10 protein-coding genes are annotated in these 14,844 nt (G+C 61.0%); 4 read left to right on the top strand and 6 right to left on the bottom strand.

Translation table 11 applies throughout. The features are described from left to right. Positions 1-101: 101 nt before the first annotated feature. On the bottom strand, positions 102-2,099 hold the full coding sequence (locus QMX86_RS24130) for an alpha-1,4-glucan--maltose-1-phosphate maltosyltransferase (RefSeq protein WP_282385604.1): 1,998 nt from the start codon (positions 2,097-2,099) through the stop codon (positions 102-104). 217 nt (positions 2,100-2,316) lie between these two features. Here QMX86_RS24130 and QMX86_RS24125 point away from each other — a divergent pair, with 217 nt between their 5' ends. Further along, the gene (locus tag QMX86_RS24125; protein WP_163012245.1) at positions 2,317-2,475 is read left to right on the top strand and encodes a hypothetical protein; all 159 of its coding nucleotides are present in this window, start codon (positions 2,317-2,319) and stop codon (positions 2,473-2,475) included. Between the two features lie 151 nt (positions 2,476-2,626). Here QMX86_RS24125 and QMX86_RS24120 read toward each other — a convergent pair whose 3' ends face one another. Next, the gene (locus tag QMX86_RS24120) at positions 2,627-3,139 is read right to left on the bottom strand and encodes an MgtC/SapB family protein (RefSeq protein WP_071172355.1); all 513 of its coding nucleotides are present in this window, start codon (positions 3,137-3,139) and stop codon (positions 2,627-2,629) included. A 123-nt stretch (positions 3,140-3,262) separates the two neighbouring features. Between QMX86_RS24120 and QMX86_RS24115 the strand changes: the two genes are divergently transcribed. From QMX86_RS24115 to mapR, 3 genes are all read left to right on the top strand, one after another. Beyond that, a complete protein-coding gene (locus QMX86_RS24115; RefSeq protein WP_016774630.1) occupies positions 3,263-3,511 on the top strand; it encodes a DUF3203 family protein in 249 nt (82 codons plus the stop codon). Between the two features lie 195 nt (positions 3,512-3,706). Then, entirely contained in the window at positions 3,707-5,137 is a 1,431-nt protein-coding gene (gene ccoG / locus QMX86_RS24110; protein ID WP_282385608.1) for a cytochrome c oxidase accessory protein CcoG, read from the top strand. Positions 5,138-5,375: 238 nt separating this feature from the next. Continuing rightward, complete coding sequence (mapR, locus tag QMX86_RS24105; protein ID WP_071172353.1) at positions 5,376-6,785, top strand: GntR family transcriptional regulator MpaR; 1,410 nt, start codon at positions 5,376-5,378, stop codon at positions 6,783-6,785. Positions 6,786-6,935: 150 nt separating this feature from the next. Here mapR and QMX86_RS24100 read toward each other — a convergent pair whose 3' ends face one another. The 4 genes from QMX86_RS24100 to QMX86_RS24085 all read right to left on the bottom strand — a co-directional run bounded on the left by QMX86_RS24100 (position 6,936) and on the right by QMX86_RS24085 (position 14,759). Beyond that, positions 6,936-7,682 carry an SDR family oxidoreductase gene (locus tag QMX86_RS24100; RefSeq protein WP_071172352.1) on the bottom strand — a complete coding sequence of 249 codons (747 nt, stop codon included), beginning with the start codon at positions 7,680-7,682 and terminating at the stop codon, positions 6,936-6,938. Positions 7,683-7,801: 119 nt separating this feature from the next. Next, positions 7,802-9,883 (bottom strand): EAL domain-containing protein, encoded by a 2,082-nt coding sequence (locus QMX86_RS24095; RefSeq protein ID WP_130929875.1) that lies wholly within the window; start codon positions 9,881-9,883, stop codon positions 7,802-7,804. A gap of 299 nt (positions 9,884-10,182) precedes the next feature. After that, the gene (locus tag QMX86_RS24090; protein ID WP_282387097.1) at positions 10,183-11,655 is read right to left on the bottom strand and encodes an efflux transporter outer membrane subunit; all 1,473 of its coding nucleotides are present in this window, start codon (positions 11,653-11,655) and stop codon (positions 10,183-10,185) included. Then, positions 11,652-14,759, bottom strand: a complete 3,108-nt coding sequence (locus QMX86_RS24085; protein WP_041480999.1) for an efflux RND transporter permease subunit — start codon at positions 14,757-14,759, stop codon at positions 11,652-11,654. The genes QMX86_RS24090 and QMX86_RS24085 overlap by 4 nt, the downstream gene beginning before the upstream one ends. Between the last annotated feature and the right edge of the window lie 85 nt (positions 14,760-14,844).

Below are 14,844 nucleotides of genomic sequence, written 5' to 3'. Positions count from 1 at the left end.
CCCCACGCTCTGCGTGGGAATGCCGCCATGGACGCGCTGCGTCCGCTTTGGGACGCGGAGCGTCCCGGGATGCATTCCCACGCAGAGCGTGGGAACGATCATTACGTGGCGCTGATCCGCCAAATCCCGAACGGCTGATACGCCGGATCGATGCGCATGAACTGATATTTGCCGTGCCAGTCCCAGCGATGGCCGTTCATCAAATCTTCGCCATGGGTGGTGGCATCGTCCGGCAGGCCCATTTCCCACAGCGGCAGTTCGAAATTCGCTTCCTGCACGTTATGCGGATCGAGGCTGACCGCGACCAGAATGAAATTGCTGCCATCGGCGCTGCGCTTGCCGAAGTACAGAATGTTGTCGTTCCAGGCGTTGTAGATTTTCAGCCCCAGATGCGTGTGCAGCGCCGGGTTCTGCCGACGGATACGGTTGAGCTGGGCGATTTCGGCAATGATGTTGCCGGGTGCGGTGAAATCGCGGACGCGGATTTCGTATTTCTCCGAATCCAGATACTCCTCTTTGCCCGGTACTGGCGCCGATTCGCACAATTCGAAACCGGAATACATGCCCCACAGCCCCGAGCCCATAGTCGCCAGCGCCGCGCGAATGAGGAAACCGGGACGCCCCGACTCATGCAAAAATGCCGGGTTGATGTCCGGGGTATTGACGAAGAAATTCGGCCGGTAGCATTCGCGCCACGGCGACTGGTTCAGCTCGGTGAAGTATTCCGCCAGTTCGGCCTTGGTATTGCGCCAGGTGAAATAGGTGTAGCTCTGCGAATACCCGACCTTGCCCAGACGCGCCATCATCGCCGGCGTGGTGAAGGCCTCGGCGAGGAAGATCACTTCCGGATACAGCGTGCGCACATCGGCGATCAGCCATTGCCAGAACGGCAGCGGTTTGGTGTGCGGGTTGTCGACGCGGAAGATTTTCACGCCTTCCTTGACCCAGCCGACGACGATGTCGCGCAACTCGACCCAGAGGCTCGGAATCGCGTCCGGCGCATAGAAGTCGACGTTGACGATGTCCTGGTATTTCTTCGGCGGATTTTCGGCATATTTGATCGTGCCGTCCGGGCGCCAGTTGAACCAGCCCGGATGCTCCTTGAGCCACGGGTGGTCCTGGGAACACTGGATGGCGAAGTCGAGAGCGATTTCCAGACCGTGATCGGCGGCGGCGGCCACCAAACGGCGGAAATCTTCACGGGTGCCGAGTTGCGAATGTATCGCCTCGTGACCACCCTCCTCGCTGCCGATCGCGTACGGGCTGCCGGGATCTTCCGGGCCGGCAGTCAGGGAATTGTTGCGGCCCTTGCGGTGGGCGCGGCCGATCGGGTGAATCGGCGTGAAGTACAACACGTCGAACCCCATGTCCTGAATCATCGGCAGACGCGAGTGCACATCGTTGAAAGTGCCGTGACGCTGGGGATCGTCGGTGATCGAGCGCGGAAACAGCTCATACCAACTGGCGAATTCGGCCAGTTCACGCTCGACGTCCATTGGGAATTCGGCGCTGATGCTCAGATAGGCACGGTGATCGGCCTGAGCCATCAGCTCTGCACTGCGCGAGTGCAGAAACAGCGCAACCTGCTCGGTTTCGAGCAGGCCGGACAATTCATGGTGCAGCGCGGCGAGCTGCTCGCTGAGCTGCCCTTCGCTGCGTTCGGCGGCCTGTTGCACCATCGTGCGGCCTTCCTGCAACTCCAGAGAAACCGGCACCGCCGCGCTGTGCTTCTTTTCCAGTTCGTACTGGAAGCTGGCGAAATGGTCGATCCACGCTTCGATGCAATACAGGTAGCGGCCCTGCTCCTCAGGGCGGAACTGGCCTTGCCAGGTGTTATTGCCCTGATCGGACATGACCTCGGTCTGCCAGGTTTCCTGGCCTTCCTCGCGCCAGCGGATGCGCACGGCGAGCTTGTCATGGCCGTCGGCAAAGACTTTGCTGGTCACCACCACTTCGCGCCCGGCAATCGATTTGGCGGCGAACTGGCCGCCGTCGAGAGTCGGCATGGTGTTTTCGATGACGATACGTGGCAGCAGCAACGCCTGCGACAATGGCATGTGCGGGTTGTAACTCAGCTCTGAAGGTCTTTCAGCAGTCATTGAGCATCTCTCCTTAACGCCCCAAGGACGCTCTTGTGCCGGAACAGTATTCGCGACAAAGCGCCGGCCCTGTCATGAACTCACTTAGGTTCCGAGCAACCGGCGCGGGGAAAAGTTCAGATGAAATTAACAAGACAAATCTGCGGATCGAATTTGTCGTGGCCGGGTCAACTCACTTAAGCACGTCCCACGCCATGTGCCATACGGAGGTCACCTGATGAGCATCCCGATCCCGGCGGAAACGCCCGATCCGAACATCGACAAACCCACCCTGCCGGACACCGAACCGCCACCGGTGCCCGAGCAAGAGCCACCCGGCACCACGCCACCGCCGAAAGAAGAGCCACCGAGCACGATGCCGCCGGTGATCGTCTGACCCTTGCCCCCCTGATCGTTCCCACGCGCAGCAAAGGAATGCAGCCCGGGACGCTCTGCGTCCCATCCAGAGCCGAACGCGGAGCGTCCGTTGAGGCATTCCCACGCGGAGCGTGGGAACGATCAGGCAACGATCATCAGACGGCGGAGAGTCAGAGGTGGTCGTTCTTGTCGACATCCTTCTCGAACACCCTCACCACGTAGGGCATCACGCTGAAGATCGCCAGCGCCAGAATGGTACTGAGCAATGCCGTCGCTTCCTTGCCCAGCCCCGCCGCCACGCCGATCGCCGCCGTCATCCACAATCCAGCTGCTGTGGTCAGGCCTTTGACATGGGATTCGTCGCCCTGCTGATTTTTCAGAATGGTCCCGGCACCGAGAAAGCCGATCCCGGCAATCACACCTTGCAATACGCGACTCATCGCATCGGATTCTGCGCCCGAGGTCTGTGGCACCAATACAAACAACGCCGCGCCCAGCGCCACCAGCATGTGCGTGCGCACGCCCGCTGCCTTGCCTTTATGTTCGCGCTCGAAACCGAGTATCCCGCCGAGAATTGCCGCCATCACCAGGCGTACGGTGATCCGGGTCATTTGCGAGGCGTCGCCGATATCGGCAAACTCGGCTTGCATCGTGGCCCACACTTCATCCCACCAGTCTTCCATCGTGCCTCCCTTGTTATTGGTTAGATAAACGATGGACAACAGCGACCATTAATCGGTTGCGCAGAACGATCGGCGCGCTGCGCTTCCTAATATGCAGACCTCACTGGAACAAGGACTGCCGCCATGCCCGTTCGAATCGATGAATCCAACCCCGAACAGAAAGTGTGTTTTTTCACCGTCGAGCATGGTGAGGAAATTCGCATCTGCGACACCCTTGAAGTCCTGACCGATAGCGACAAAGCCATGTCGTTCGTGGAAATCGAAGGCAAACGCACCTACATCACCGAAGCAGAAGCCGATGCCTTGACCGTCGCCGGGGCCAAGGACGGGCGCAAACATCTGAAAGCCGACGACAGTGATTCGGTGGTTTGATTGATCTCGATCAACACCCGACGCAGACGCCTGCAATAGGCGTTTGCGCCTTGCCTGACAGGTTGCTTCACGTTGTCGCAGGCATTGCGCCAAACCTCATCTGATCCGCTTTTTATTGCCAAACCTGAGTCTGTTCTGCAAACAGATCGGCGCTCATAGTGCATCGGCCTGATGGAGGCTGATGAGCGAACGAACATGAGCGAGCAAATCCCCGTCCGAACCGTAGAAGCATCGCCAACGATAAAAAGCGTACCCGCGCGCCCACTGAAGGCGACTGCCGGATCCACCGACAAGCAGATCCACACCCGCAGTTTCACCGGCCTGTTCCGCAACCTGCGTATGAGCGGTGCCGGACTTCTGTTCGTGCTGTTTTTCGGCACCGTGTGGCTGAACTGGGGCGGTCGGCAGGCCGTACTTTGGGATTTGGCGGAAAGCAAATTCCATATCTTTGGCGCGACGTTCTGGCCGCAGGATTTCATTCTGCTCTCGGCGCTGTTGATCATTGCCGCGTTCGGACTCTTCGCCATCACCGTGTTTGCCGGTCGCGTCTGGTGCGGTTACACCTGCCCGCAGAGCTCGTGGACGTGGATCTTCATGTGGTGCGAGAAGATCACTGAAGGCGAACGCAACCAACGGATCAAACTGCAAGCGGCGCCGTGGAGCCTGAACAAACTGGCGCGGCGTGCCGCCAAGCACACGCTGTGGCTGGTAATCAGCGTGATCACCGGCCTGACCTTCGTCGGCTATTTCACCCCGATCCGGCCGCTGGCCGAAGAACTGCTGACCCTGCAGATCGGTGGCGTCAGCCTGTTCTGGGTGCTGTTTTTCGCCGCCGCCACCTACATCAACGCCGGTTGGTTGCGTGAGGCGGTGTGCATGCACATGTGCCCGTATGCGCGGTTCCAGAGTGTGATGTTCGACAAGGACACGCTGACCATTGCCTACGACGCCGCCCGCGGCGAAAACCGGGGTCCGCGCAAGCGTGACGTGCGCCCGGTAGAAGCCGGCCTGGGTGATTGCATCGACTGCCAGTTGTGCGTGCAGGTCTGCCCGACCGGCATCGACATCCGCGATGGCTTGCAAATGGAATGCATCGGCTGCGCAGCATGCATCGACGCCTGCGATTCGATCATGGACAAAATGCATTACCCGCGCGGCCTGATCCGCTACAGTTCCGAGCGCGAATTGCAGGGCGGCAAGACCCATCTGCTGCGTCCGCGCTTGATTGGCTACACGGCGGTGTTGCTGGTGATGATCGGCGCGTTGGCGCTGGCATTGATCGAGCGGCCGATGGTGTCACTGGACGTGACCAAGGATCGTGGGCTGTTCCGCGAGAACGCTCAGGGCCAGATCGAGAATATTTATTCGCTGAAAGTGATCAACAAGACTCAGCAACGGCAGGATTACCGGTTGAGTCTGATTGATGGCGACGGGTTTGAGTTGCAGGGCAAAACGGCATTGAGCCTGGCGCCCGGGGAGATTGTCGATGTGCCGGTGTCGGTGGCGATGACCACCGAGCGCCCGGCGAGCAGTTCGCAGACGTTGAGTTTCAGGATTGAAGACAGTGACGAGCCGCAGGTATACAGCGTGGCGAAGAGCCGGTTTGTGGCGCCGATGAATCGTTGAGGAGCTGGCACTGCTGCCCTCACCCCAGCCCTCTCCCGGAGGGAGAGGGAGCCGACCGAGGTGTCTGTCGCTATGCATCGACCTGAAAGACCGAGTCGATTGTGGATTCGGCAAAGCACTGTCAGGTCGGCGTATTTCATCAGCATCCCCCAATCAGTCCCCTCTCCCTCTGGGAGAGGGCTAGGGTGAGGGCTTCTTCCCTGACACCCCACAAAATCAAGTCCACCAAGGCCCACCGATGAAACGCTACGAAAAATTCGCCGACGACATCGCTGAACTGATCCGCTCCGGCGTCCTCGGCCCTGGCCAGCGGGTACCGTCGGTGCGCTATGCCAGCCAGGCTTACGGGGTCAGCCCGTCGACCGTGTTCCAGGCCTATTACCTGCTCGAACGCCGTGGCCTGATCCGCGCCCGGCCGCGCTCCGGTTACTTCGTCAACGCCCATACACCGAGCACATTTTCCGAGCCGGTGATCAGCAGCCAGGTCAACGAATCCACCGAAGTCGACGTCAGCGAGCTGGTGTTCTCGGTACTCGATTCGATCAAAGACCCCAACACCGTGCCGTTCGGCTCAGCCTTCCCCAGCCCGACGCTGTTCCCGCTGCAACGCCTGTCGCGCTCCCTGGCCAGCGCCGCGCGGGAGATGGATCCGCGCATGGTCGTCACCGACATGTCGCCGGGCAACCCGCAACTGCGCCGACAGATTGCCCTGCGCTACATGGTCGGCGGGCTGATGCTGCCGATGGAAGAGCTACTCATCACCAACGGCGCTCTCGAAGCGCTGAACCTGTGCCTGCAAGCAGTGACCGAGCCCGGCGATCTGGTGGCCATCGAGGCCCCGGCGTTTTATGCCTGCCTGCAAGTGCTGGAGCGCCTGAAGCTCAAAGCCGTGGAAATCCCCGTGCACCCGCGTGACGGCATCGACCTCGGCGTGCTCGCGCAAACTCTGGAACGCCATCCGATCAAGGCCTGCTGGTGCATGACCAGTTTCCAGAACCCAATGGGCGCGACCGTGCCCGAGGCGAAGAAACAGGAACTGGTCGAACTGCTGCGTCAGCATCAGGTGCCGTTGATCGAGGACGACGTCTACGCCGAGCTTTATTACGGGCAACAGGCGCCAAAACCGGCCAAGGCTTTTGATACTGAAGGATTGGTCATGCATTGCGGCTCGTTCGCCAAAAGTCTCGCCCCCGGCTACCGCATCGGCTGGGTGGCGGCCGGGCGTTTCGCGCAGAAGATCGAACGGCTCAAGCTGATGACCTCGCTGTGCGCTTCGATGCCGGCGCAAGCGGCAATTGCCGATTATCTGCAACACGGCGGCTACGATCGGCATCTGCGCAAACTGCGTTATGCCCTGGAAGAACAGCAGAGCGCGATGCTCGCGGCGATTGCCCGTTACTTCCCGGCGCAGACCCGGGTCAGCCAGCCGGCGGGCGGCTACTTTCTGTGGCTGGAATTGCCGGAGCAGATGGATTCGCTGAAGCTGTTTCAAATGGCATTGGCGCAAGGCATCAGCATCGCGCCGGGGCCGATATTCTCGCCGACCCAGCGTTTCAGGAACTGTATTCGATTGAATTACGGCAGCCCGTGGACCGAGGAATCGGAAAAGGCCATGGAGACGTTGGGGCGGATTGTGCGGTCGTTCTGATGATTCTGTGCTGTTTGCACCGGCCTCATCGCTGGCAAGCCAGCTCCCACATGTATCTTCGACATATACAGAATCTGATGAGGCCGCAAAACCTGTGGGAGCTGGCTTGCCAGCGATGAGGGCCGCACTTTTAGCGAAAATCTTTCGGCCTTACCGCCCGCCCCCCAAATCAACAAACGTCCCGGTCGCATACGAAGCCTTGTCCGACAGCAGCCAGACAATCGCCTCCGCCACTTCATCCGGCCGCCCGCCCCGGGCCATGGGAATCGCCGATTCGAGCTTGCTGACCCGATCCGGGTCGCCGCTCAGCGCATGGAAGTCGGTGTAGATGTAACCCGGACGCACGGCGTTGACGCGAATGCCCTCGCCCGCCACTTCTTTCGACAGACCGATAGTGAAGGTGTCGAGCGCGCCTTTGGATGCGGCGTAATCAACGTACTCGTTCGGCGAACCGAGGCGTGCCGCGACTGAGGAGACGTTGACGATGCTGCCGCCCTGCCCGCCATGTTTGGGCGACATGCGCAGGATCGCGTGCTTGGCGCAGAGGATCGGCGCCAGCACGTTGGTTTTCATGATTTTGAGGATGCGGAATTCGGACATCTCATCGACCCGCGATTTCTGCCCAACGGTGCCGGCGTTGTTGACCAGCGCGGTGACCCGGCCCAGTTCGGTGTCGACGCGCTGAAACATCGCGATCACTTCGTCTTCGATGCTGACATCGGCGCGGACCGCGATGGCCTGCGCGCCCAAGGCGCGAACCTGCTCGAGTACGCTGTGTGCGGCTTGCTCATCCGACTGGTAGTTGATGCAGATCCGGTAGCCCTGTTCGGCTGCCAGCAATGCCGTAGCCGCGCCGATTCCGCGCCCGCCACCGGTGATGACAATGACTTTATCCATGCTGGCCTTCCCCCACGTGCACACGTAACAGTCGGGGGAAGAATAACTGCGATTGGCGGGTTTTGCATGTGGCGCCTATTCGGGCGCCTTCACGAGCAAGCTCGCTCCCACAGGGTCTCTCAGACCACCGCCAGCCGTTGCCCGCGCACGATGTCCTGCATGAAACGCTCCGCCGGCATCGGGTGGCCAAGCAGATAGCCCTGCAGCGAATCACAGCCCAGTTTGGTCAGGAAATCCTGTTGCGCGCCGGTCTCGACACCCTCGGCGACAATCCGCAAGTCCAGCGCCTGCCCCAGCGCGACAATCGCCGAGACGATCGCCGCATCATCGCTGTCGTGCTCCAGATCACGGACGAAACCGCGGTCGATCTTCAATTCATTGGCCGGCAGGCGCTTGAGGTACATCAGGCTGGAATAACCGGTGCCGAAGTCGTCGATCGACAGGTCGACGCCCATGTCCGACAGCTCTTGCAGCACGGTCATGCTCGCATCGGCGTCGCTCATGGCCGTGGTTTCGGTGATTTCCAGAGTCAGGCTGTTGGCCGGCAAGTGGTGGGTTGCCAGCGCCTTGGCCACGCTTTGCACCAGCCCGGCATGGCAGAACTGCAAGGCCGAGAGGTTCACGGCGATGCGCCAGTCGGTATAACCGAGCACGTACCATTCGCGCATCTGCCGGCAGGCTTCGTTGAGCACCCATTCACCCATCGGAATGATCAGCCCGGTTTTCTCCGCCAGATCAATGAACTTGTCCGGCATCAGCATGCCGTGCAGCGGATGCTTCCAACGCAGCAGCGCTTCGGCACCGACCGGACGGCCATTGGCGGCGTCGAATTTGGGCTGGTAATGCAGGCAGAACTGGTTGTGCTCAATGGCCGCGCGCAGGTCCTGCAACAGTTGCAGTTGTTTGCGCGCGTTGGTGTTCATCGACGCATCGAAGAAGCTGTAGCCGTTCTTGCCGCCACCCTTGGCGTGGTACATCGCGGCGTCGGCGTTCATCAGCAGTTCCTGGGCGTTGGCGCCGTTGCCCGGATACAGGGCAATGCCGACACTGGCGGAAATCTGCAGATCATGCTCGGCGACGCGGAACGTGCGACCGATCAGGCCGACCTGACGCGCGGCCAGGCTCAAGGCGTCATTGGGCTCGCTCAAGCGCACCAGCAAAACGAATTCATCGCCACCGATCCGCGCCAGCGTGTCCTGGCTGCGCAAGTCTTCACGCAGACGCGCGCCGACCTCGCGCAGCAATTGGTCGCCCATGTGATGGCCGAATGCGTCGTTGACCGGTTTGAAGCCGTCGAGGTCGATGAACATCAAGGCGAAGCAGCCACCCTGCTCTTGCACCTTTTTGATCGCCTGATTGATGCGGTCGTCGAGCAGCATGCGGTTGGGCAGACTGGTCAGCGGATCGTGCAAGGCCAGTTGGGTGAGCTCGCGGTTGGCCACCGTCAGCGAGTGCGCCAGATCAGCCGTGCGCGCTTCGAGGCGGGCATCGAGAATCGAGGTCAACAGGGCAATCGACAACACCGCCAGCGTGGTGACCACGACCAGACTGTCGAGGCCATTGCCCTTCAAGCCATTGAGTGTCGCGCCGCAGAAACTGCCGTCAGGAAACTGCGCCGCCGCCATGCCGGTGTAATGCATGCCAACAATCGCCACACCCATGATCACCGCCGCGCCGGCACGAATCAGCCGCACATAGGGCGATTGCTGGCGCAGGCGAAAGGCAATCCACAACGCCGCTGCCGAGGCGCCGACGGCAATCAGCAGGGAGGCGCTGAACAATGTCGGGTCGTAATCGATGCCCGGGGTCATGCGCAGCGCGGCCATACCGGTGTAATGCATGGCGCTGATGCCCGCCCCCATGATCAACGCACCGAAGGCCAGTTGCGCCAGGGGCAGCTTCGGCTGGCTGACCAGCCACAAGGCGAAACCGCAGGACAGCACCGCGATCAGCAGCGACAGCGCAGTGAGGGCGAAGTCATAGCCCAGGTCGATCGGCAATTTGAAGGCGAGCATGCCGATGAAATGCATCGACCAGACGCCAACGCCCATCGCCAACGCCCCGCCCGCCGTCCAGAAATGCACGGCCCGGCCTTTCGCCGTGGCGATGCGCCCAGTCAGGTCGAGCGCCGTGTAGGAAGCCAGAATGGCCACGCACAGCGAGATGAAAACCAAAGTGAAGGAATAGCTGCCGATGAGCATGGACGTTCTCGTGACAAGCCGAAACCGTACTGCTTCCATTCTCGGTCGGGCAAATGCGGCGATTGTACTGATTGCGCGAAATAACGCACTGACAAAGTAACCAAAATGCCATCAAGCCGATGAAACGCTTGTTCGATCGTCCTACAAGGCTCTGCGGTGGGCTTTAAGCTAACCTGGACTGGCTGATGAAGATCGTTCCCACGCTCTGCGTGGGAATGCAGCCGGGGACGCTCCGCGTCCCTTTCAAAGCTGAACGCGGAGCGTCCGGTGAGGCATTCCCACGCAGAGCGTGGGAATGATCATCGGGTGTTGTCGCTGACGTCCAGTTGGCCGTCCCAGCCGCCGCCCAGTGCGGCGATCAGTTGCACGCTGGCAATCAATCGACTCTGCAGAATATTAAGCACGCTACGTTCGTTACTCAGCGCCGTGGCCTGCACCACTACCACATCGATATAGGCAATCAGTCCGGCCTTGTACTGGTTTTCCGTCAGGCGCAGGGAATCGCGGGCAGCATCCAGCGCTTCCTGGCGTACTGCCGCTTCGTCCTCATACACCTTGAGCTGGACCAGGTAGTTTTCCACTTCGCGGAAACCGTCGAGCACAGTCTGGCGGTAGCGCGCGACGGTTTCGTCATAGGCTGCCTCGCTGCGGTCAACCTCGGCCGAACGAATGCCACCATCGAAAAGAGGTAACGACAGCTGCGGGCCGACCGACCAGAAACGGTTCGGCAGGCTGATCAGGTTTTTCGAAGTACTGCTGCTGTAGCCGCCGCTCAGGCTCAGGGTCAGGTCCGGGTAATACGCGGCTTTCGCCACGCCGATATTGGCGTTGGCGGCAATCACCGAGCGTTCGGCCGAAGCGATGTCAGGACGGCGTTCCAGCAGTTGTGAAGGCAAGCTCAGCGGTACTTGCGGCAGATCCGGGATGCTCTGGCTTTCGGCGATGCTGAAGTTGGCCGGTGCTTCGCCGGTCAGGACGGCAATAGCGTTTTCAAACTGTGCGCGCTGCCAGATCAGGTCGACGAGATCGGCCTGGGTGCTTTTCAACTGGGTTTGCGCCTGCGCCACCGCATCGCGCCCGGAAACCCCGGCGCGGTACTGGTTCTGGGTCATCTTCAGCGAACGCTCATAAGCGGCAACGGTGGCCTCAAGCAAACGCTTCTGCTGATCGATGACGCGCAGTTGCAGGTAGTTCTGCACCAGCTCCGATTGCTGACTCAGACGCATCGCTGCCAGATCGGCAAAGCTCGCCTGGGCGTTGGCCTCGTCGGCCTCCAGCCCACGGCGCAGTTTGCCCCAGACGTCGGCTTCCCAACTGACGCCCAACTGCGCGTTATAAGTGTCGCGGATGCCGCTTGAGGAACTGCTCAGGCTCGAACTGCTGCTGCCGGTGCCCTGACTTGAGCGGGTCTTGCCCAGACTCAGGTCGACGCTCGGGTAAAACGCCCCGCGTGCACTGCGCACCAAGGCCTGCGCCTGACGAAACTGCGCTTCAGACTGGGCGACGGTCTGGTTGGAGCTGTTGAGTTTTTCGATCAAGGCGTTGAGCTGGTGGTCGCCGTACAACTCCCACCAGGCGCCACGGGCCAGCGAGTCGCTGGGATTGGCCTGACGCCAGCCCTCGGCTTCCTTGAACTGAGCGATTTCGGCAGTTTGCGGGCGCTGGTAGTCCGGGCCGACTGCGCAAGCGCTGAGCAGCGCCACGCACAGTGACAGGCTCAACAGGCGCGAGCCGCGAACGGTGGCCAATTGGAGAAGCGAACGGTCAGTCATAGCGGAGTTTCCAGAGCGGCGTCAGTGCGCACGCCACGCCATTTGTTGAAGCGATGGCGCAGCTTGTCGAGATAGAGATAAACCACCGGGGTGGTGTAGAGGGTCAGGACCTGGCTGAACACCAGACCGCCAATGATGGTCAGGCCCAGCGGCTGGCGCATTTCCGCACCCTCGGCACGGCCGAGCAGCAATGGCAAGGCGCCGAGGATCGCCGCCAGCGTGGTCATCAGGATCGGCCGCAAGCGTTGCAGGCAGGCGCTGCGGATCGACTCCAGCGGCGACAGGCCCTCATGCCGCTCCAATTGCAGCGCCAGATCGATCATCAGGATGGCGTTTTTCTTCACCACGCCGATCAGCAGGAATATCCCCAGCAGGGAAATCAGGCTGAACTCGCCTCCCAGTGCATAAATCGACAGCAACGCGCCAACCCCGGCCGAGGGCAAGGTCGAGAGAATGGTCAGCGGGTGGATGTAGCTTTCATACAGCACGCCGAGCACCAGATACACCGCCAGCAATGCACCGAGGATCATGAACGGCTGGCTCTTCTGCGTCGCGGCGAAGGCGTCCGCAGTGCCGGCCATTTTCGCAATCACATCCTCCGGCAAACCGACCTTGGCGATCGCTCGTTCGATGGCGGCACTGCCCTGCTCCACGGTCACGCCTTCGGCCATGTCAAAGGAAATGCTTTCGGACGCGAACTGGCCTTCATGACTGACGCGGTCGTTTTCCAGGCTGTTTTCGTAATGGGCGAACGTCGACAGCGGCACCCTCGCACCGTCAGCGGTTATCACCTCGACCTGCTTGAGCGTCACCGGATCCTGGGCGTATTTCGGATTGACCTCCATCACCACCTGGTACTGGTTGAGGCTGTCGTAGATCGTCGAAATCTGCCGCTGGCTGTAGGCGTTATTGAGCACGGCGGTGACCATGTTCATGTCGACCCCCAGGCGTTTCGCCTGATCCCGGTCGACAATCAGCGTCACCTGCTGCGCCCCGGCACCTTCGCGGGCATCGATGGCGGTCAGCTCGGGCAAGGCACGCAACGCGGTGACCACTTTCGGGAACCACTTGCGCAGCTCGGCGAGGTCGCCGCTTTGCAGGATGTAGGTGTATTGCGAACTGGTCTGCTCGCGGCCGCCACCAAACTGCAGATCCTGGTCGGCCATCAGCATCAACTGCGCCCCTGGCACCTTGGGCATTTCCTTGCGCAGGCGTTCTATGACCTTCTGCGCTGAAAGCTGGCGCTCCTTGATCGGCTTCAGGCGCACGATCATGAAGGCGTTGTTGGTGCCGTTGTTGCCGCCGATGAACCCGGCCACGCTTTCCACCGCTTCATCCTTGAGTACGGCGCGGCGGAAGGTTTCCATTTTTGGCTGCATGACGTTGAAGGACAGACCATCGTCGCCACGCACGAAACCGATCAACTGGCCGGTGTCCTGCTGCGGCAGGAAGGTTTTCGGCACCACCACATACAGCGCAATGTTGACGCCAACGGTGAGCAGCAGACTGAACAAGGTCAGACGGCGATGACGCAATACCCAGTCGAGGCTGGTGGCGTATTTGCCGACCATCCAGTCGTTGGTCTTGTGGCTCCAGCGTTGCAGGCGGTTTTCCTGGCCCGGCGTGTGCGGCTTGAGCCAGCGCGCGCAGAGCATCGGTGTCAGCGTCAGGGAAACCACCAGCGACACCACGATTGCCGCCGCCAGGGTGATGGAAAATTCGCGAAACAGGCTCTCGACCAGCCCGCCCATGAACAGGATCGACAGGAACACCGCCACCAGCGAGACGTTCATCGACAGCAGGGTAAAGCCGACTTCCTTGGCCCCGAGGTACGCGGCCTGCATCGGCTTGACGCCTTCGTCGATGTGCCGGGAAATGTTTTCCAGCACCACGATGGCGTCGTCCACCACTAGACCCGTGGCGAGAATCAGCGCCATCAGCGACAGGTTGTTCAGCGAGAACCCGTACAGGTACATCACCGCAAAGGTACCGACCAGCGACACCGGCACCGCCAGGGTCGGGATCAGCGAGGCGCGGAAGTTACCCAGAAACAGGTACACCACCAGCACCACCAGGGCGACGGCGATCAGCAAGGTCATCTCGGCTTCGTGCAGCGTAGCCTTGATCACTGGCGAGCGATCCATGGCCAGATTGAGTTTGACGCTGGCCGGCAGCACCGCTTGCAGCGCGGGCAACTGCGCCTTGATCTCGTTGACCGTCTCGATGATGTTGGCGCCGGCCTGACGGTTGATCACCAGCAATACCGCCGCGTCGTCGTTGAAGAAACCGCTGTTGTAACGGTCTTCAACGCCATCGCTGACTTTCGCCACGTCCTTGAGACGCAACGCGGCGCCGTCGGCGTAGTGAATGATCAGCGACTCATAATCCTTGGCTTTCTCCAACTGGTCGTTGGCCTGGATCTGCCACAAGCGCTCGCCGTCCTCGACCGAACCCTTGGGCCGGCGTACGTTGGCGTCGGCAATGGTCTTGCGCACATCGTCGAGGGCCACGCCGTACTGGTTCAGCGCCTGCGGTTCGAGCTCGATGCGCACCGCCGGCAGCGAACTGCCACCGATCTGCACTTCACCGACGCCCTGCACTTGCGACAGGCTTTGCGAGAGGATGGTCGAGGCCAAGTCGTAGAGCTGGCCTTTTTCCAGCACATCCGAAGTCAGCGACAGCACCATGATCGGCGCCTGCGACGGGTTGACCTTTTTATAGGTCGGCATGCTGCGCATCCCGCTCGGCAGCAGATTGCGCGAGGCGTTGATCGCCGCCTGCACTTCCCGCGCCGCGCCATTGATGTCGCGGTCGAGGTCAAACTGCAGAATCACCCGCGTCGAACCCTGACTGGAACGGCTGCTCATGGTATTGACGCCGGCAATCGCACCGAACGAACGCTCCAGCGGCGTCGCCACCGTTGAAGCCATCACCTCGGGACTGGCGCCCGGCAGACTGGCCTGGACGACGATCACCGGGAAATCCATCTGCGGCAGCGGCGATACCGGCAACAGACCGAAGCTGACCCCACCGAGCAACATGATTGCCAGGGATAGCAGCATGGTTGCCACGGGGCGTTTGATGAAAGGGCCGGAGAGGTTCATCGACTCTTGTTCTCCCCGCATACCTCTGTGGGAGCGAGCCTGCTCGCGAATGCGCCCTTACCTTCAACTTTGGCAGTGACTGACC

The sequence above is a fragment of the Pseudomonas sp. PS01270 genome (assembly GCF_029959775.1).
In the GTDB taxonomy this organism is placed as follows: domain Bacteria; phylum Pseudomonadota; class Gammaproteobacteria; order Pseudomonadales; family Pseudomonadaceae; genus Aquipseudomonas; species Aquipseudomonas atacamensis.
This window is presented reverse-complemented; position numbering and strand designations above follow the sequence as displayed.

Excerpts from the sequence above, each read along its gene's own strand:
- QMX86_RS24130 (WP_282385604.1), bottom strand. The coding sequence starts at position 2,099 with ATGACTGCTGAAAGACCTTCAGAGCTGAGTTACAACCCGCACATGCCA.
- QMX86_RS24125 (WP_163012245.1), top strand. The coding sequence starts at position 2,317 with ATGAGCATCCCGATCCCGGCGGAAACGCCCGATCCGAACATCGACAAA.
- QMX86_RS24120 (WP_071172355.1), bottom strand. The coding sequence starts at position 3,139 with ATGGAAGACTGGTGGGATGAAGTGTGGGCCACGATGCAAGCCGAGTTT.
- QMX86_RS24115 (WP_016774630.1), top strand. The coding sequence starts at position 3,263 with ATGCCCGTTCGAATCGATGAATCCAACCCCGAACAGAAAGTGTGTTTT.
- ccoG (WP_282385608.1), top strand. The coding sequence starts at position 3,707 with ATGAGCGAGCAAATCCCCGTCCGAACCGTAGAAGCATCGCCAACGATA.
- mapR (WP_071172353.1), top strand. The coding sequence starts at position 5,376 with ATGAAACGCTACGAAAAATTCGCCGACGACATCGCTGAACTGATCCGC.
- QMX86_RS24100 (WP_071172352.1), bottom strand. The coding sequence starts at position 7,682 with ATGGATAAAGTCATTGTCATCACCGGTGGCGGGCGCGGAATCGGCGCG.
- QMX86_RS24095 (WP_130929875.1), bottom strand. The coding sequence starts at position 9,883 with ATGCTCATCGGCAGCTATTCCTTCACTTTGGTTTTCATCTCGCTGTGC.
- QMX86_RS24090 (WP_282387097.1), bottom strand. The coding sequence starts at position 11,655 with ATGACTGACCGTTCGCTTCTCCAATTGGCCACCGTTCGCGGCTCGCGC.
- QMX86_RS24085 (WP_041480999.1), bottom strand. The coding sequence starts at position 14,759 with ATGAACCTCTCCGGCCCTTTCATCAAACGCCCCGTGGCAACCATGCTG.